General features: G+C 72.6%; 16 protein-coding genes. 8 read left to right on the top strand and 8 right to left on the bottom strand.

What is annotated here, in order from left to right:
• The first annotated feature begins 497 nt into the window (after positions 1–497).
• The 4 genes from ACFWE2_RS17895 to ACFWE2_RS17880 all read left to right on the top strand — a co-directional run bounded on the left by ACFWE2_RS17895 (position 498) and on the right by ACFWE2_RS17880 (position 6,032).
• Complete coding sequence (locus ACFWE2_RS17895) at positions 498–1,079, top strand: glyoxalase superfamily protein (RefSeq protein WP_377225568.1); 582 nt, start codon at positions 498–500, stop codon at positions 1,077–1,079.
• Positions 1,080–1,420: 341 nt separating this feature from the next.
• Complete coding sequence (locus ACFWE2_RS17890; protein WP_377225567.1) at positions 1,421–4,894, top strand: CARDB domain-containing protein; 3,474 nt, start codon at positions 1,421–1,423, stop codon at positions 4,892–4,894.
• 188 nt (positions 4,895–5,082) lie between these two features.
• Entirely contained in the window at positions 5,083–5,526 is a 444-nt protein-coding gene (locus ACFWE2_RS17885; protein WP_377225566.1) for a DUF4383 domain-containing protein, read from the top strand.
• Positions 5,527–5,627: 101 nt separating this feature from the next.
• Complete coding sequence (locus ACFWE2_RS17880) at positions 5,628–6,032, top strand: pilus assembly protein CpaE (protein WP_377225565.1); 405 nt, start codon at positions 5,628–5,630, stop codon at positions 6,030–6,032.
• Between the two features lie 39 nt (positions 6,033–6,071).
• Here ACFWE2_RS17880 and ACFWE2_RS17875 read toward each other — a convergent pair whose 3' ends face one another.
• Complete coding sequence (locus ACFWE2_RS17875) at positions 6,072–6,596, bottom strand: hypothetical protein (protein ID WP_377225564.1); 525 nt, start codon at positions 6,594–6,596, stop codon at positions 6,072–6,074.
• Between the two features lie 208 nt (positions 6,597–6,804).
• Here ACFWE2_RS17875 and ACFWE2_RS17870 point away from each other — a divergent pair, with 208 nt between their 5' ends.
• A complete protein-coding gene (locus tag ACFWE2_RS17870) occupies positions 6,805–8,901 on the top strand; it encodes an elongation factor G (RefSeq protein ID WP_377225563.1) in 2,097 nt (698 codons plus the stop codon).
• Here ACFWE2_RS17870 and ACFWE2_RS17865 read toward each other — a convergent pair.
• Positions 8,856–10,100 (bottom strand): MFS transporter, encoded by a 1,245-nt coding sequence (locus tag ACFWE2_RS17865; RefSeq protein ID WP_377225562.1) that lies wholly within the window; start codon positions 10,098–10,100, stop codon positions 8,856–8,858. The two genes, ACFWE2_RS17870 and ACFWE2_RS17865, sit on opposite strands and share 46 nt — an antisense overlap.
• 56 nt (positions 10,101–10,156) lie before the next feature.
• Here ACFWE2_RS17865 and ACFWE2_RS17860 point away from each other — a divergent pair, with 56 nt between their 5' ends.
• Positions 10,157–10,726, top strand: coding sequence for a CGNR zinc finger domain-containing protein (locus ACFWE2_RS17860; protein ID WP_377225561.1), 570 nt, complete (start codon positions 10,157–10,159; stop codon positions 10,724–10,726).
• On the opposite strand, the gene ACFWE2_RS17855 is transcribed toward ACFWE2_RS17860, so the two are convergent.
• Together ACFWE2_RS17855 and ACFWE2_RS17850 are read right to left on the bottom strand one after the other, a co-directional pair.
• A complete protein-coding gene (locus tag ACFWE2_RS17855; protein ID WP_377225560.1) occupies positions 10,698–11,144 on the bottom strand; it encodes a RidA family protein in 447 nt (148 codons plus the stop codon). The two genes, ACFWE2_RS17860 and ACFWE2_RS17855, sit on opposite strands and share 29 nt — an antisense overlap.
• 55 nt (positions 11,145–11,199) lie before the next feature.
• A complete protein-coding gene (locus ACFWE2_RS17850; protein WP_377225559.1) occupies positions 11,200–11,472 on the bottom strand; it encodes a hypothetical protein in 273 nt (90 codons plus the stop codon).
• A gap of 25 nt (positions 11,473–11,497) precedes the next feature.
• On the opposite strand from ACFWE2_RS17850, the gene ACFWE2_RS17845 reads away from it, so the two are divergent.
• Entirely contained in the window at positions 11,498–12,016 is a 519-nt protein-coding gene (locus ACFWE2_RS17845; protein ID WP_377225558.1) for a CGNR zinc finger domain-containing protein, read from the top strand.
• A gap of 53 nt (positions 12,017–12,069) precedes the next feature.
• On the opposite strand, the gene ACFWE2_RS17840 is transcribed toward ACFWE2_RS17845, so the two are convergent.
• Genes ACFWE2_RS17840 through ACFWE2_RS17825 form a run of 4 tightly spaced genes read right to left on the bottom strand, consistent with a single transcriptional unit; the run spans position 12,070 to position 16,364 of the window.
• A complete protein-coding gene (locus ACFWE2_RS17840; RefSeq protein ID WP_377225557.1) occupies positions 12,070–14,046 on the bottom strand; it encodes a thioredoxin domain-containing protein in 1,977 nt (658 codons plus the stop codon).
• Between the two features lie 35 nt (positions 14,047–14,081).
• Positions 14,082–14,528, bottom strand: coding sequence for an alternative ribosome rescue aminoacyl-tRNA hydrolase ArfB (gene arfB, locus ACFWE2_RS17835; protein ID WP_377225556.1), 447 nt, complete (start codon positions 14,526–14,528; stop codon positions 14,082–14,084).
• 4 nt (positions 14,529–14,532) lie between these two features.
• A complete protein-coding gene (locus tag ACFWE2_RS17830) occupies positions 14,533–15,201 on the bottom strand; it encodes a response regulator (protein WP_377225555.1) in 669 nt (222 codons plus the stop codon).
• On the bottom strand, positions 15,192–16,364 hold the full coding sequence (locus ACFWE2_RS17825; RefSeq protein ID WP_377225554.1) for a sensor histidine kinase: 1,173 nt from the start codon (positions 16,362–16,364) through the stop codon (positions 15,192–15,194). Before ACFWE2_RS17825 ends, ACFWE2_RS17830 begins: the two co-directional genes overlap by 10 nt.
• Before the next feature lie 130 nt (positions 16,365–16,494).
• On the opposite strand from ACFWE2_RS17825, the gene ACFWE2_RS17820 reads away from it, so the two are divergent.
• Positions 16,495–17,184 (top strand): hypothetical protein, encoded by a 690-nt coding sequence (locus ACFWE2_RS17820; RefSeq protein ID WP_377225553.1) that lies wholly within the window; start codon positions 16,495–16,497, stop codon positions 17,182–17,184.
• Positions 17,185–17,236 lie beyond the last annotated feature (52 nt).

The following is a 17,236-nucleotide window of genomic DNA, read 5'->3' as shown; positions in this document are numbered from 1 at the left end:
CCACCCGGTCAGGGCCTCCGGAGTGGTCCGGGCGGTGAGGTCATCTATCTCGTTCTCGATCCGGGCCAGCACGTCCTCGATCGAGACCACAGCAGACAGGCCACCAGCGGGCATGCTGTTCGTCGTCTGATCCACGATGCCCACCCCCCGCCCGTCCTGATCGCCCGCTCTAGCTCTCACTTCCTTGCTGCATCTATTATGTCGAACATTCGTGCGCCCTGCTGGCCAGATTTCAAATCTGTGGATAACTCTTCAAAGGTCGTGACATGCCCACCGCCCAGCCCGAGAACCTCCGAGCGCACACTGCCCGGTGCGCCGGCGCTGGCTTGCTAATCTCTACCCGGGCCCTCGATGAGCCTGCCGCCCGCGCCGAGATGATCGGTCTGGTGAATGCATCGACGAAGACGTCCTGTCAGAGGTTCTCGTGCCTACCACGGTGCCCCGGACGGCAATGCGGGCACCGACGACGCTCACGGCACCGGGATAGCGATGGAATCGTGGACCTGACACTTGTCGACGCCAAGACGGCCGCCCGCGCGCTGCGCCGGACGCTCGCTGCCTCCGATGTCACCATCAGCCACAGCCGCGCGCTGGAGATCGTGGCCGCCCAGCTCGGTTTCGCTAACTGGAACACTGCGTCCGCGCTGTTGCCGGCAGGTCCGTCAGCGGCGCCGCTGGCGGGACCGCTGGTGGCATCGCACGACCTCGGGCCGGCCGACTTCGGGCGCGCGGTCCCGGTGCTTCGTATCCAGGACGAGGGGCGCGCACGCGAGTTCTACGTGGACTACCTCGGATTCGGCGTCGAGTGGGAGCACCGCTTCGAACCTGGGCTTGCCCTCTACCTGCGGGTTCGCCGCGGCCAGGCGGTACTGGACCTGTCCGAGCACCACGGCGACGGGACACCGGGAACGGTGGTCTGGGTGCCTGTCGCCGGTGTTGATGCGCTCCATGCGGAGCTCTCGCACCGGCCGCATGCGCGGCTTCGGCCCGGTATCGACCGCGAGGCTCCGGGCGGGCCGACCATCGAGCTCGTCGATCCGTTCGGCAACGTGCTGCGCCTCTGTGAGCCGGCTGGCTGAGGCTGAAGCCAGCTGGCTGACGCCGGGCAGGCTGGCTGACGCCGAGTTAGCTGGCTGACCCCGAGCTGGCTGGCTGACGCTGAAGCCGGCTGGCTGACGCCGAACCACTCGGTTGACCGAGCGCTCCGCCTGCCGACCCCGTCGCGCATGCGCCTGCCCTGTCGTGCCCCTTCGCACTCTTGACGCCCAGTACACAGTCTCGTAACGTCCGTACAGCAAGCCGCAAGAAATTGACAGATGCTGAGCACAAAGCAGTGCACATGCTGCAACTTTCTACTCTCGCCGGGCAGTGTTGCCCCGCGGCTGGACGAGCCCGCCCCGGCGGGAGAACGAGGACGTTCATGAGAATCCCCTGGAAGAACCTCGGCCGGAGTCACCTGGCCCGGCAGAACACAGCCCGGCAGAACACGGCCTGGAGGAACACGGTCGTCGCGGGTGCCGCGTTCGCCCTCGTCGCGCCGCTCGGCCTCGGCGCCGTCGCGCACGCCGCGGCGGAGGTCACCAACCTCGCGCTCGGCAAGCCGATCGCGGCGTCGTCGGTGACGCAGAACTACGTCGCGGGCAACGCCAACGACGGGAACGCGAGCTCCTACTGGGAGGGTGCGGGCGGCCAGTACCCGGCGCACCTCACCGTCGACCTGGGCGCGGCGGCCGACGTCGAGCGCGTGGTCGTCAGTGTGCCACCGGCCGCCGTGTGGGAGCCGCGCACGCAGACGTTCAGCGTGCTCGGGCGGTCCGACGGCGAGTCGTCGTTCCGCACGCTCAAGGCGTCCGCTGCCCATCGCTTCGACCCGGCGAGCGGTAACAAGGTGGAGCTCACGCTCGGCTCCGAGGGCGGCTCGGAGACAGACACCGAGGTCGACGAGGTGCGTCTCGCCTTCAGCGCCAACACCGGCGCGGGCAGCGGCCAGGTCGCCGAGCTGCAGGTCTGGGGCACACCGACGGGCGGCGGCGACCCGACCGACCCGCCCACCGACCCGACCGGCACCAACTACGCGAAGGACCGGCCTGCTGCGGCGTCGTCCACCGAGTGGTCCTACGTCGCCGCCAACGCCGTGGACGGTCAGGTCGGCACGTACTGGGAGGGCGCGGGCGGGCAGTACCCGTCGACGCTCGACGTCTCCCTCGCCGCGCCCACACAGGTCAGCAGCGTGCGGGTGCGCCTGAACCCCGACGGGGCGTGGGGTCCGCGCACGCAGACCTTCTCGGTCTGGGGCCGCTCCGGCACGGCGGCGTGGCAGGAGCTCAAGGCGTCCGCCGGGTATGCCTTCGCACCCGGGAGCGGCAACCTCGTGAACGTGCCCGTTGCGGGCACCGTGACCGACGTCCGCCTGCGCTTCACGGGCAACACCGGCGCGGGCAACGGCCAGGTCGCCGAGCTCGAAGTCTACGGCGCCCCGGCGCCCAACCCGAACCTCACCGTGACGGCGGTGACCACGTCCCCGGCGTCGCCGACGGCGACGACGCCCGTGACGCTCACGGCGACCGTGAAGAACACCGGTGACCGGGCATCGGCTGGCACCACCGTCGACGCGAAGCTCGGCGGCACCACCGTCGGCTCGGCGGACGTGGGCGCCCTGCAGCCGGGCGCGACCACCCAGGTCCCGGTCGCCGCCGGCACGCGGCCGGCGGGGGAGTACACCGTCGGCGCGGTCGTCGACCCGGCGAACACGGTCGCCGAGCAGAACGAGACCGACAACGCGTTCACGGCGACGGCGAAGCTCGTCGTGGGCGAGGCGCCCGGGCCAGACCTCGAGGTCGTCTCGGTGTCCTCGAACCCGACCAACCCCGCCGTCGGCACGGCGGTGACGTTCACCGTCCAGGTGCGCAACCGTGGCAACCAGCCGGCCGCCGCCGGGTCCGTGACGCGCGTCGTCGCGGGCTCCAGCACGCTGAACGGCACGACGCCGGCGGTCCCGGCGGGCCAGACCGTCACGGTCACGCCGTCCGGCTCGTGGACCGCGACGAACGGCGGGGTGACGGTGACCGCCACGGCCGACGCCACCGACGTCGTCGACGAGACGAACGAGGAGAACAACTCGGGGCGGCTCGCCGTCACGGTGGGCCGCGGCGCCGCCGTGCCGTACACGACCTACGAGGCGGAGGACGGGCAGCACAACGGCACGCTCCTGCAGGCCGACCCGCTGCGCACGTTCGGGCACACCAACTTCGCCACCGAGTCGTCGGGCCGCGAGTCGGTGCGGCTGACCAGCACGGGCCAGTACGTGCAGTTCACGTCCACCAACCCGACCAACTCGATCGTCGTCCGCAACTCGATCCCCGACGCGGCCGGCGGCGGGGGACAGGAGAAGACGATCAGCCTCTACGCGGACGGCCAGTTCGTGCAGAAGCTGACGCTGTCGTCCAAGCACTCGTGGCTGTACGGGACCACCGACCAGCCCGAAGGCCTGGTCAACACCCCGGGCGGTGACGCCCGGCGCCTGTTCGACGAGTCGCACGCGCTGCTCGGCCGGTCCTTCCCGGCGGGCACGCAGTTCAAGCTCCAGCGCGACGCCGGGGACGACGCCGCGTTCTACGTCATCGACCTGATCGAGCTCGAGCAGGTCGCACCACCCGCCTCGAAGCCCGCCCAGTGCACCTCGATCACCGAGTACGGCGCGGTGCCGAACGACGGGCAGGAGGACACGGCCGCGATCCAGGCCGCCGTCACCGCCGACCAGAACGGCGACATCGCCTGCGTGTGGATCCCGGCGGGGCAGTGGCGCCAGGAGAAGAAGATCCTCACGGACGACCCGCTCAACCGCGGCACGCACAACCAGGTGGGCATCAGCGACGTCACGATCCGCGGCGCGGGCATGTGGCACTCGCAGCTCTACAGCCTCATCAAGCCGCACCTCGCCCCGGGCGTCATCAACCACCCGCACGAGGGCAACTTCGGGTTCGACATCGACGACAACGTCCAGATCTCCGACCTTGCGATCTTCGGCTCCGGTGACATCCGCGGCAACAACGGGCAGGAGGAGGGCGGCGTCGGCCTCAACGGGCGGTTCGGCCAGGACACGAAGATCACCAACGTGTGGATCGAGCACGCCAACGTCGGCGTCTGGGTCGGGCGCGACTACACCAACATCCCCGAGCTGTGGGGACCCGGCGACGGCGTCGAGTTCTCCGGCATGCGCATCCGCAACACCTACGCGGACGGCATCAACTTCAGCAACGGCACGCGCAACTCGCTGGTCTTCAACTCGACGTTCCGCAACACCGGCGACGACGCGCTGGCCGTCTGGGCCAACCCGTACGTCAAGGACCGCAACGTCGACATCGGGCACGACAACGCGTTCCGCAACAACACCGTCCAGCTCCCGTGGCGCGCCAACGGCATCGCGATCTACGGGGGCTACGACAACAGCATCGAGAACAACCTCATCTCCGACACCATGAACTACCCCGGCATCATGCTGGCGACCGACCACGACCCCCTGCCGTTCTCGGGGACGACGCTCATCGCCAACAACGGCCTGTACCGCACGGGCGGGGCGTTCTGGAACGAGGACCAGGAGTTCGGGGCGATCACGCTCTTCCCGCAGACCCACGACATCGTCGGCGTCACCATCCGTGACACCGACATCTACGACTCCACCTACGACGGCATCCAGTTCAAGAACGGCGGCGGGAACATGCCCGACGTCCGGATCACGAACGTGCGGATCGACGGGTCCAACAACGGGTCCGGCATCCTCGCGATGGCCGGCGCCCGCGGCAACGCGATCCTGTCGAACGTGACCGTCACGAACTCCCGTGACGGGGACATCGTGAAGGAGCCGGGCTCGCCGTTCGTGTTCACCGGGCAGTAGGCCTGGTCCGCTCCACGGTCGGTGCCGTCATCCGAGGGATGGCGGCACCGACATCTTTTCCCCGCTGTTCCCATCCGGTCCGGCCTCGGCTCCGAACCCGTTGCATGACCGTCGCCGCGGCGACGGATGCCACACAAGGACGGATGCCACACAAGAAGGAACCAGACGAGACGGAACGGAGAAGTGCCATGACTGAGTCCATGTCCGCGACGCGCACCCGGGCGCCGCACCAGTGGATCGCCCTCGTGATCGGTGCGGTCTACCTCCTCGTGGGGGCCGCGGGCTTCCTGGTGACCGGGTTCAGCGGGTTCGCGGAGCACGACCACGGCCAGACGCTGCTGGGATTCGCGATCAACCCGCTGCACAACATCGTGCACATCCTGATCGGACTCCTCGGGCTCGCGCTGTGGTCCGCGGCGGGGCGCGCGCGGACGTTCGGCTGGCTGCTCGTGGCCGGCTACGGCGCGACGTTCGTCTTCGGCCTGTTCGCGGTGAACAACCCGGGGATCAACTTTCTCAACATCAACGCGGCGGACAACGGGCTGCACCTCGGGAGCGCCCTGGCCGGGCTGGCCATCGCGCTGTGGCCCCAGCGCCGGCCGGCGACGACCCCCGCCGCCCAGCACTACTGACGGGCCACCGAGACGGGTGAGAACCGGGTTGTGTTCGCCGGATCGGCGATGACGAACACAACCCCGTTCTCGCCCGTCGGTGCGGGTTCCACAATGGGGGCATGATCTCCTACCAGCTTGCCGCGGAGCTGCGGGACGCCGGCCTGGTCTGGAAGCCGGTCGACGGCGACCAGTTCCGCATCGCCGCGCCCGAGCTCGCGGGCGACGTCTTCACCGTGAGCACCATGACCATCGAGGCGCACGAGTTCCCGACCGGAACCATCCTCGGCTTCAACGGCACCACCGAGTGGGCGCTGGACTCCGTGGCCATCGAGGACGCCCTCTGGCTGCCCCGCGAGGACCAGCTGCGCACCCTCCTGCGTTCGAGCTTCCGTGCGCTGCGCGGGGCCGACGGCGGCTACGAGGTGGACGTCGAGCTCCTCGGCCGGCCGCGGGTGTTCGCGGCCCCGGAGCCTGTCGACGCCTACGGGCGGGCGCTGCTCGCGCTGATCGAGCTCAGCCGCTGACCGAGGCAGGGTGGCCGGCGGTGCCGCCCCGGCCCTCGCTCACGCGAGAAAGCCCTTGGGCACGTGCGGACTCAGACGGAACCCGAGCCACGTGCCGATCCCGCCGGCCAGGAAGAACCCGAGCGGACCGTAGGCCGCCAGCGCCGCGACGACGACCGTGGCGATGAGGTTGAAGGGGCCCAGGCCGGACTGCGGAGCGGTGATCTCCAGCACGCCCTGTCCGAGCAGCGAGGCGACCACCAACGCCACGACGTAACAGGCGCCGACCGCGAGGACCAGCGGAAAACCGCGCACGCCGGATCGCAAGAGGACCACCACGCCGAGCGCACAGCCGGCCGTCCAGGTGAACGTCGCAAGGGTGAACGCGATCCAGCCGTCGCCGGCGGCTTCCTGCAGGCTGGGGTTGAGCCACGCGGAGACGGGCGCCCCGGCGACTCCCAGCAGGGTGACGAACCAGTCCACCGCGTCGAGGCCCTTGTCGACGTGCTTGCCCTCCCGGGCCACGGCCTTGGCGGCCTCGAGCGGTTCGGGCGGAACCGGGGAGTTTTCCGGAGGAGTCGGCATGAGAGCACATCCGTTCGGTGGAGCAAGCAGCATCGCTTTCGGCCCTCTGTTGATGCTCACCCTGCGTGGAGGTGTTGTCCAGCAGTATCCCGATTGATCACCCATGGCTGATGACCCATGGCTGGATGACCCATTGACCCGTCGCCCTGATGTGCGTGCGCGCCGAACGCGCCATGATGGCCGGTAGCACCCAAGGACGGGAGGCCTCATGGACGCGGCACCCACAACCAGTCACCGGACCATCGCCGTGGTGGGTGCGTCGGGCTCCGGGAAGACGACGCTCACCGAGGCTCTGCTGCACCGCGCCGGTGCGATTGCCCGCGCCGGCCGCGTGGAGGACGGCAGCACGGTGACGGACCACGAGCCGGAGGAGATCGCCCGCGGCATCTCGCTCGGCCTGGCGCTCGGAACGCTCACCTGGACATGCCCGGACGGTGCCGTGCGCACCCTGACGCTCGCCGATGCGCCGGGCCACCCCGACTTCGCGGGCGCCGTGGACACGGCCCTGTCGGTCGCGGACCTCGCGCTCGTCGTCGTCAGCGCGGTCGACGGCGTGCAGCCCGGCACCCGGACCGCGTGGGCGACCGCCGAGGCGCTCGCCGTCCCGCGCATCGTCGTCGTGACGCAGGAGGACCGGGCCCGGGCCGACTTCCGGCGCGTGCTCGCCGAGCTGCGCGAGGCGTTCGGCGAGCGACTGTGGCCCATCGAGCTGCCGCTCGGCGAGGAGCAGTCGTTCCGTGCCATCGCGGACGTGCTCGGCGAGCACGCCCTCGTGTACGACTCCGATGGCCGGCACCACGACGAGGACCTGCCGCCCGAGGTCGTCGACGAGGAGCACCGGCTGCACGTGGAGGTGACCGAGGAGCTCGTGTCGCACGACGACGAGCAGCTCGACGCGTACCTGTCGGGTCAGGAGCCGGCCGCGGCCGACCTCGAGCGGGACCTCGCCCGGGAGGTGGCCACGGGCGAGGCGGTGCCTGTCGTCGTCGCGTCCGGGGTGACGGCCACCGGCGTCGACCGCCTCACGGACCTGCTGTGCGAGCTCGCGCCCGCACCGACGGAGCGCGACTGCCGGATCGTCGTCGGCTCGGGGGCCGACGACGGAACCGGCGACGCCGGTGACGCCGGGCGCACCGTCTCGGTCGCGGCCGACCCGTCGGGGGAGCCCTTCGTGCACATCTTCCGGACCGTGGTCGACCCCTTCGTGGGGCAGGTCTCGATGCTCAAGGTGCTCTCCGGTGTCGTGCGCACGTCCGACCGGCTGCGCAACGCGACCACCGGCGCCGACGAGCGCATCCACGGCCTGTTCCGGTTGCAGGGCAAGGAACACATCCCGGTCGGGGAGCTCGCGGCGGGCGACGTCGGCGCAGCGGCCAAGCTGGGCGGCTCGTCCTCGGGCACGCTGCTCTGGTCGCGGACGTCGGGCCGGGCCAGGCCCTTCCTGTCGCCCCCGCGTCAGCCCGTCTACGCCGCGTCGCTCGTGCCGGCGTCGCAGTCGGACGACGAGCGGATGCCGACGGCGCTGGCCCGGCTCGTCGCCGAGGACCCGACGCTGGTCGTGGACCGGGTGGGCGAGGCGACGGTGCTGCGGGGCCTCGGTGACACGCAGCTCGCCGTAGCGGTCGAACGGCTCGCGCGGGTGTTCGGCGTCCACGTCGAGACCGGGCCGGTGCCCGTGGCGTACCGGGAGACGATCGCACGGCCCGCGCAGGCGGAGGGCAAGGTCAAGAAGCAGTCGGGCGGCCACGGCCAGTTCGCCGTCGTGCAGCTCCGGGTGGGGCCGCTGCCCGAGGGCGGCTTCGAGTTCGTGGACTCGGTCGTGGGCGGCGCGGTGCCCCGGCAGTACATCTCCGCCGTCGAGAAGGGAGCCCACGACGCGATGGCCGCCGGAGGGCCGCTGGGCCACCCTGTCGTGGACCTGCGCGTCGAGGTGTACGACGGCAAGTCGCACTCGGTGGACTCGTCCGACATGGCGTTCCGCGTCGCGACGGCCGCTGGGGTCAGGGCCGCGCTGGCCGAGGCAGGCACGGTGCTGCTGGAGCCCGTCGCGACGGTGACCGTGACCGTCCCGCCCGACCACCAGGGCGCGGTGCTCACCGACCTGTCCGGGCGGCGCGGGCGCGTCTCGGCGACCGAGCTGGCCGACGACGGCCGGGCGCGCCTGGTCGCGACGGTCCCGGAGGCGGAGCTCAGCCGCTACGTCCTGGACCTGCGGTCGCTGACCGGCGGCCGCGCCGAGCTCACGGTCCGGCCCGCCGGCTACGAGCGTGCGCCGGGACGAAGCCGCTCCCGCGCGCCGTCCTGAGGGGCCGACGTCGGGCGGCTCAGGGCGGCGAAGCACAGCAGCGCGAACAGCTCGACGGCCATCGCCGTGACCATCGCGAGAGGCAGCGCGGACGCGAGCACGCCGCACAGCGCGGCGCCGAGTGCCGCGCCGCCGAGCTTGAGGCTGGCGGCGGTCGTGAACACCTGGCCGCGGACCTCATCCGGGGTGTCCCGGTGGCGGATCCGCAGCAGCGCGGAGAGCTGCGGCCCGTCGGCCGCGCCGGTGAGCACGGCGGCCGCCAGCAGGCAGCAGACGCCGACCGGCGGCGCGCTGACCACCAGCGCCAGCGCGGCGAGCCCGGCCGCGGCCGCGAGCAGGCAGAAGGTGGCGGCCAGGACCCGGTCGGGTGCGATCCGGTCGGGGCGAGCCGCGTACACGGCATTGCCGACCAGGGCGGCCAGGGCCGTCAGGGCCACCAGCCAGGGACCGTACCCGGCCTCGCCGAGGACGTGCGCGGCGAGGAGCGGCGCCGCGGTGAGGATCAGGCCGACGCCGGCGTAGCCGATCACCGACGTGACGGTCGCCCGGCGCAGCCGCCGGTTCCGGGCGATCACGAGGAATCCGGTCAGCACCTGCTGCCGGAGCCGTGGCCGCCGGCCGGTCCTGCGCGGCGTACCGCCGGTCGCGTGGGCAGCCGGGGCGGCGAGCAGGATCGCCAGGACCGCGAGGGCGACCGCGTACGCGGGCGACAGCACGAGCGCGAGGCCGCCCACGAGGACGGGGGCCGCGAGCGCGGCGACGTCGAACGTCAGGCCGTCCAGCGCCGAGGCGCGGGGTAGCTCGCGGGCCGGTACGACGTCGGGCAGCCGGGAGCTCCAGCCGCCGGACAGGGCCGGGCGGAAGAGCCCGCCGACCAGCGCGACGGCGACGAGCGCCGGCACCCCGACGTGCCCGATCAGGAGGGCCACGCAGGCGATGACCGCCGCGAAGCCCATGAGCGCGAGGGCCAGCAGCCGGCCGGGGCGCCGCGCCCGGTCGACGAGCACGCCGAGAACCGGTCCGCCCACCGCTGTCGCGGCGGTCAGCGCGGCCACCAGCGCCGGCCCGGTCGAGACCGCGTCCGAGGTGGCCATCGCGAGCAGGAGCAGGGCGGGGCCGCTCATCTCGTCGCCGGTGCGGGAGATCGTCGCCCCGGCCAGGTAGGTTCGCAGACGTCGGTTCGTGGTCGGCAGGTGCACGGGACGCACCGTACGGACGTAACGTAGAACTCGTCTATGAGCGTTACATTTCGTGGATGGTCCCACCGAACGCCGACTGGCCCGTACGGCTCTCCCCGCGCACCGCCGCGCGGCGTACCGCCGCGATGATCAACGTGCTGGCCGGGGACCCGACCCCGGCGGCCGTCCGAGAGGTCCTGCTCGCCCACGGTGAGGACGAGTCGCTGACCATAACGGCCGACGACGTCGAACCCCTGCGGCGCGCGGCGCACAAGCTGCGCCCGATCTTCGACGCCGCCGACCTCGAGACGGCGACCGGGTTGCTCAACCACCTGCTGGCCCGGCACACGCAGCGGCTGCGGCTCACCGCGCACGGCGGGACGGCATGGCACGTCCACCTCGACCGCGACGACGACGGCCCGATCGGCGAGTGGTTCCTGGCGTCAGCCTGCCTGGCGATGGCCGTCCTGATCTGGGACCGGCAGGAGCTGCCGGGCGGGGTCTGTGCGGCGACCGGCTGCGATCAGGTGTTCCTCGCGGTCGGGAGCGGGCCGGACCAGCGGTACTGCTCGCGGCGGTGCGCCACCAGGGAACGGGTCGCGGCTCACCGCGCCAGGGTCAGCGCAGCACGGCGGCTATCGCGCTGACCTCGATGAGCGCACCCGGCACGCCGAGCCCGGCGACGCGCGCCCCGACCACCAGGGGCGGTTCGTCGGACGCGAGCAGGGGAGCGATCGCACCGTACGCCGCCGTGAGGTCGACGCCGTCGACGAAGAGCACGGTCCACTGGATGACGTCGGCGAAGGTGGCGCCGGCAGCGGCGAGCGCCGTCCCGACATTCTCGACGGCGCGGACGGACTGCGCGGCGACGTCGTCCCCGCCGACGAGCGAGCCGTCCGCGTCGACGGAGTTCTGGCCGCCGACGTAGATCGTGGTCGCTCCCGGCGGCACGACGGCGACGTGGCTGAAGGCAGGGCTGGAGACCAGCCCGGCCGGGCGGAGAAGCTGGATGCCGGCCGTGCCCGCTGTGTCTGTACCCGGTGTGTCTGTCCCCGATGTGTTCATACCCGATGCTCGCACGAGCCACTGACACGAGCCCCGAGCGCCGTCGGCCCTTGGCTCAGGACGCCCCTGCGACCACCCGGGTCAGCGGCGCGGGCGGCGTCTCCCGGTGCCCCTGCAGGTCCACCCGGCGGCTCCCGCACGCCGTGCACCGCACGTAGACCACGTATCCAGCCGAGGTCGCGTGGCGTGACTCCGTCGCCCACGCATGCTCGTGCCTGGTCTCCTTGGCACTGGTCTCTTCGGCCCTTGTCTCCCGGGTGCCGGTCTCCTGGTCGCCGGTCTCGCGGGTGCCGGTTCGCCGGTCGGGACGGGTGCGGATCGTCGTCATGCCCTCACGATGCTGTAATGGCCTTGTGCATCTCAACCCTTACGGTGAGTACGCGGTCCTGCTCGCCGGGTCCCTCGCCGACGACTGGCCCGCCGACCGTGCCGGGATCGAGGCGCGGACCCGCGAGTTCGGCATGACCATGCAGTTCCAGGAGGAGCCGGAGGACCACGCGCGCTCGCGCATCGTCATCGACGACTGGCTGCGCATCGTGGACACGCCCGATCCCGCCGGCCGCGCCGCCCTGCTGAACGCGCAGATGGCGGCGGTGGCCGCCTACCCGCGGCTCACCGACCACGACGGTGAGGGGTGGCACCTCCACTACCGGGACGACGACCAGGTGCTCTCCTCGGTGCTGCGCGCCGTCATCAGCGTGGGAACCTCCCTCCACCTGGTCACCCGCGGGATGCACCGGCTGGGGCGCTGCGCCTCGCAGCCGTGCACCAACGTGGTGGTCGACGTGACCCGCAACGGGCGTCAGCGGTACTGCTCGGTGCGGTGCGCCAACCGTGCGGGTGTTCGGCGGCACCGGGAGCGGGCGGCCTGACCCGGCCGGTGAACGGACCGGCACCCGTGATCCGCCCGCGAGCCGCCCGCCCGTCAGGCGCCGAGCGCCGCCGCGAGGTCCGCGGCGGAGGTCACCGGCCGGTCGCACACGAAACCCCTGCACACGTAGGCCGCTGCCTGCCCGTCGACGAGCGGGCGGGCGGCGAGCAGGGGAACACCCGGTGCGTCCGGCTCGCCGACGGCCACCACGAGCCCCGGCGACGCCGAGCCCCTGGCCACCCGTTCGAGCGCGGCGCGCGCGTCGTCGTCGGGTCCGACGACGGCGACCTGCAGCGGGCCGGCGGCGAGCGCCTCCGCGACGGCGAGGGTCCAGCCGGCGAACCGTGGCGCCTGCCTGGCCAGTGTGCCTGCCGCGGCCACCGCGGTCTCGGCCGCCGTACGATGCCGGGGCGAGCCGGTCAGGGCGGCGTAGGTGCACAGCGCGCCGGCGAGCGCCGACTGGCCCGCCGGCTCGGCCGCGTCGGTGGCGTCCTTCGGCCGGCTGACGAGGCGTTCGGCGTCGTCGGCCCCGTCGAAGAAGCCGCCCGCGCCGTCGCCGAACCGGCTCTGCGCGGTGTCGAGCAGGCCGCTCGCGGCGTCGAGCCAGCGCGTCTCGCCCGTCGCCTGGTGCAGGGTGAGCAGCCCTTCGGCGAGGTCGCCGTGGTCGGCGGCGACGCCGGGCGCGGAGCCGACGACGCCGCCGCGGGACGCCCGCCGCAGGCGTCCGTCGACGAGGTGGAGGCCGAGGACGAGCTCCGCGCACTCCCGCGCGGCGGTGACGTGGTCCGGTTCGCCGAGCAGCATCCCCGCCTCCGCGAGGGCGGCGATCGCCAGACCGTTCCACGCCGTGACCACCTTGTCGTCGCGGGCGGGCTGGGGCCGCGCCGACCGGGCGTCGGCGAGCCGGGCGCGCACCCCGGCCCACCAACGGGGGTCGGGGTCCTCCGGCAGCTGGAGGGTCGAGGCGCCCTCCTCGAAGGTGCCCTCCGGTGTGACGGACAGGGCCGCCGCGGCGCGGGCGCCGGCGTCGGGGCCGAGGACCTCCACGAGCTGCGCCGGGGTCCAGACGTAGGTCAGGCCCTCGACGCCTTCGGTGTCCGCGTCGAGCGCGGACGCGAACCCGCCCTCGGGCGTGCGCAGACCGGTCAGGAGGAAGCCGGCGGTCTCGCGGGCGACGCGCGCGGCGAGCCGCGAACCGGTCGCGCGGTAGAGGTGCAGGTAGACGCGCAGGAGCTGGGCGTTGTCGTACAGCATCTTCTCGAAGTGCGGCACCACCCAGGCGGCGTCGACCGCGTAGCGTGCGAACCCGCCCGCGAGCTGGTCGTAGAGGCCGCCGCGGGCCATCGCCTCGCACGCGCGCTCGACGATCCGCAGCGCCTCGGGGTCGCCCGTGCGGGCATGATGGCGCAGCAGGTGTTCCAGGGTCATGGACGGCGGGAACTTGGGCGCGCGGCCGAACCCGCCGTGCACCGGGTCGGCCTCGCGGGCCAGGGCGCGCACCGCGGCGGCGAGTGCGTCGTCGTCCAGCCGGTCGGGGGTCAGGCGCGTGGACGCCTGGGTCACCGCCTCGGTGATCGCGGCACCCTGCTGCTCGACGGCGTCCCGGCGTTCCGCCCAGGCCTCCGCGACGCCGTCGAGCAGCGCCAGGAAGTGGTCACGGGGGTAGTAGGTGCCGCAGTAGAACGGGTCGCCGTCCGGGGTGAGGAAGCAGGTCATGGGCCAGCCGCCCTGACCGGTGAGCGCTGTGGTCGCGCTCATGTAGACGGCGTCGACGTCGGGCCGCTCCTCGCGGTCCACCTTCACCGCGACGAAGCGGTCGTTGACCGCCGCGGCGACACCCGCGTCCTCGAACGACTCGTGCGCCATGACGTGGCACCAGTGGCACGCGGCGTACCCGACGGACAGCAGCACCGGGACGTCGCGGCGCCGGGCCTCGGCGAACGCCTCCTCGCCCCACTCCCGCCAGTCGACGGGATTGTTCGCGTGCTGGAGGAGGTACGGGCTGGTCGCGGTCGCCAGACGGTTCGCCATCTCTCCAGCCTGACACGAGGGCGCTACGGCCGCCGTCAGTCCTCGCGCCGGGGTTTGGACGAGCGCAGCCGCTTGGTCGTGGACCGCTGCTTCTTGGCGGCCAGCCGCCGTTCCTGCGAACCGCGCGTCGCGCGCGTGGGGCGGCGGGTCCGTGGGGGAGGGGCGAGGGCACCGGCCACGAGAGCCGCGAGCCGCTTGGCCGCGGCGTCGCGGTTGCGCCGCTGCTCCCGGTGCTCCGAGGCGACGACGGTCAGGACGCCGTCGACCAGCCGCTCCGCGAGCCGGTCCGTGACACGCTCGCGCTGCGTCTCGCTCAGGACGGCGGACCGCCCGACGTCCCAGAACAGCTCGACCCGCGAGTCGGTCGTGTTCACGCCCTGCCCGCCCGGGCCGGAGGCGCGCGAGAACCGCTCCGTGAGCTCTGCCCGGGGAATGGTCAGCGCGGGTGTGACCGCGAGGCCGGGGCGGACGGGTGAGGGCATGTGCTCATCCTCTCGCGCTCTGCGCCTGGTACACGAGCAGGGCGACCTGGACGCGGTTCTCGCTGCCTGTCTTCGTCAGGATCCGCGAAACGTGGGTCTTCACCGTCGCCTCGCTCATGTACATCTGGGCGGCGATCGCGGCGTTGGACCGGCCGGCGGCCACCGCCTCGGCGACCTCGCGCTCGCGGTCGGTGAGCGCGGCCAGCGTGCGGCGGGCGGCGTCGGCCAGCGGTGCGGCCGCCGGGTCGGCGACCTGCTGCACCAGGCGCTGCGTGATCGAGGCGGAGAAGACCGACTCGCCCGCCGCGACCAGCCGTACCGCACGGGCGATCTCCGTCGGTGGGACGTCCTTGAGGAGGTAGCCGCGCGCGCCCGCCGACAGGGCGTCGAGGACGTACGTGTCGAGGTGGAAGGTCGTCAGGACCAGGACGGCCGGGGCGTCGGGGTGCTCGTGCAGCTCGCGGGTGGCGCCGACGCCGTCCAGCACCGGCATCTGCAGGTCCATCAGGACGACGTCGGGCCTCAGCTCGCGAGCCAGCCCTACCGCCTGGCGTCCGTCCCCTGCCTCGCCCACGACGACGAGCTCCGGGTCGCCGCGCAGGACCATCCGCAGGCCGTTGCGGACCATGGGGTCGTCGTCGACCAGCAGCACCGAGATGGTGGTCACGTCCATGGCAGCTCACCGACCAGCTCGAACCGTCCCGCCGACGGGCCGTAGCGCAGGGTGCCGCCGGCGAGGTCCGCACGCTCCTTCAGGCCGATCAGCCCGGCTCCGGCGCCCGGGACGCCGAGCGACCGCTCGACCACGTCGTTCTCCACGCGCACGCGCAGCGCCCCCTCCTCGAGAGCGAGCGTCACCAGGGCGGTCGCGTCGGGTGCGTGCTTGCGCGCGTTCGCGAGCCCCTCCTGGACTATGCGGTAGGCATCCCTGCCGACGCCGGTCCGCGCGCGTTCGAGGAGCGCCGGGTCCATGTCGAGCTCCACCCGCTGCCCCGCCCGGACGGCCTCGCCGACCAGATCCTGGATGCGGTCGAGGCTCGGCTGCTCGAGCGAGATCGGCTCGTCCGCCCGGAGCGCGCCGAGGGCGGTCCTGAGCTCGTCGAGCGCCTGACGGGCGGAACCGTAGATCAGCTCGCCCGCGTCCTTGACCTCGGCGCGGGACAGCTCCGGATCGACCATGAGCCCGCCCGCGTGCAGGGCGATGAGCGAGATCCGGTGCGTGACGACGTCGTGCATCTCGCGCGCGATCCGGGTCCGTTCGGCCTGGCGCACCTGGTGCTCGCGCAGCCGCTGCTCCCGCTCGGCGCGTTCCGCCCGCTCCCGGTACGAGACGAGCAGGGAGGCCTGCGCCTGCCGGAGCGCGCCGGACGCCACGACGGCGGTGACGATGGCGAGGTTGACGACCAAGGTCAGGAAGACCTGGTTGTTGCCCGGATAGACCAGCCAGAAGACGTAGCCCGCGAGCACGTTCGCGGCGCCGACGCCGATCGCCACCGGCAGCCGGCCGTGCCGGGCGACACCGTAGAGCGCGACCATGTTGGCCACACCCGCCGTCGCGACGAACGCGGCGGCGGCCGCCAGCGCCAGGGCGACGGCCGTCCGCGCCCCGCGCCTGAGCAGCAGCGCACAGCACGCCAGCACGCCGCAGACGACGTCCACCCACAGCAGCGCGCCGGCCGGCCGCTCCACCAGCACCCAGCGCAGCAGCGCCAGGCCGCCGGCGAAGGACACGAGCGTGGGGAGGATGGTGCGCAGGAGCGCCCCGGCGCGGCGGTGACCTGTCGTCCCCGTGGCGGCCGGACCGCTCGTCGGGCCTTGCTCGTTCAGCTCCGTCACGAGGCCGAGCGTAGGTGCGCGGGCCTGCGCGGACGTCACTCTTTAGTATCTCGTCCGGTGCGACTTTCGTCGGCGGGGACCACCGGAAGGGTGGATGCCCCGCCCTGTCCGGCTCGACGACGCTGAAGCCATGGACATCACAGAAGCACCCCGTTCGGGGCAGAGCACGTTCCAGATCAGCCGGTCCGACCGTCTCGTCACCGGCCTCAGCGGCCTGGTCTCCGGGGCCCTCTCCGTCGTCATGGTGGGCCTGTACTTCGTCTACTCGGGCCCGCCCCCCGCTGACAACGTCATCACGCGCAACCTCATCACCGTCGTCACCTTCGTCGGCTTCCTCCTGTTCGCGACCGGCCTTGCGCGGCTGCTCAGGAACAGCCGGCAGGGGGACGCCGGACTCGCCGGGTCGATCGCCGTCACCTCGCTGCTGACCTACGTGGCGGTCACTCTGGTGTCGGCGTCCCTGGAGGTCGGCACGTCCCTCTGGATGCCGGACGGTGCCATGGACCCGACCGTCGACGGCCCGCTCGCCGCCGGCATGGTGCTCCTGCACGGCCCCATCGCCCGCGCCCTCGTGGCGACGTTCCTCGTCTCCCTGACGATCAGCGCGGCGCGTACCGGGCTCCTGCCCCGGTGGGTGCTCGTCGGCAGCGTCGTGCTCGCTCTCGTCAACCTGGCCCTGGCGCCGTCGATCTTCTTCGGGATGAACGCCGCGGAGTTCTACGCGGCGAACGGCTGGGGCGCCGTCGCCAGCATCGGCGCGATCAACGTCATCTGGTTCGCGATCCTCGGCGGCTCGCTCCTGGTCTCGCGCCGCCGCTGAGGGCGGCCCTGACTCCCGTTCAACAGGCGACAGGGGACCGTAACCCGCCGGG

Source organism: Promicromonospora sp. NPDC060271 (assembly GCF_042726755.1).
Lineage (GTDB): Bacteria > Actinomycetota > Actinomycetes > Actinomycetales > Cellulomonadaceae > Promicromonospora.
Note: the sequence above shows the minus strand (reverse complement) of the source record. Positions and strands in the feature narration are given on the sequence as shown.

Bases quoted from the DNA above. Each gene is read 5' to 3' on its own strand.
- ACFWE2_RS17885 (WP_377225566.1), top strand. From the start codon at position 5,083: ATGACTGAGTCCATGTCCGCGACGCGCACCCGGGCGCCGCACCAGTGG.
- ACFWE2_RS17850 (WP_377225559.1), bottom strand. From the start codon at position 11,472: ATGACGACGATCCGCACCCGTCCCGACCGGCGAACCGGCACCCGCGAG.
- ACFWE2_RS17830 (WP_377225555.1), bottom strand. From the start codon at position 15,201: ATGGACGTGACCACCATCTCGGTGCTGCTGGTCGACGACGACCCCATG.
- ACFWE2_RS17840 (WP_377225557.1), bottom strand. From the start codon at position 14,046: ATGGCGAACCGTCTGGCGACCGCGACCAGCCCGTACCTCCTCCAGCAC.
- ACFWE2_RS17820 (WP_377225553.1), top strand. From the start codon at position 16,495: ATGGACATCACAGAAGCACCCCGTTCGGGGCAGAGCACGTTCCAGATC.
- ACFWE2_RS17860 (WP_377225561.1), top strand. From the start codon at position 10,157: ATGGTCCCACCGAACGCCGACTGGCCCGTACGGCTCTCCCCGCGCACC.
- ACFWE2_RS17880 (WP_377225565.1), top strand. From the start codon at position 5,628: ATGATCTCCTACCAGCTTGCCGCGGAGCTGCGGGACGCCGGCCTGGTC.
- ACFWE2_RS17875 (WP_377225564.1), bottom strand. From the start codon at position 6,596: ATGCCGACTCCTCCGGAAAACTCCCCGGTTCCGCCCGAACCGCTCGAG.
- ACFWE2_RS17870 (WP_377225563.1), top strand. From the start codon at position 6,805: ATGGACGCGGCACCCACAACCAGTCACCGGACCATCGCCGTGGTGGGT.
- ACFWE2_RS17855 (WP_377225560.1), bottom strand. From the start codon at position 11,144: ATGAACACATCGGGGACAGACACACCGGGTACAGACACAGCGGGCACG.
- ACFWE2_RS17890 (WP_377225567.1), top strand. From the start codon at position 1,421: ATGAGAATCCCCTGGAAGAACCTCGGCCGGAGTCACCTGGCCCGGCAG.
- arfB (WP_377225556.1), bottom strand. From the start codon at position 14,528: ATGCCCTCACCCGTCCGCCCCGGCCTCGCGGTCACACCCGCGCTGACC.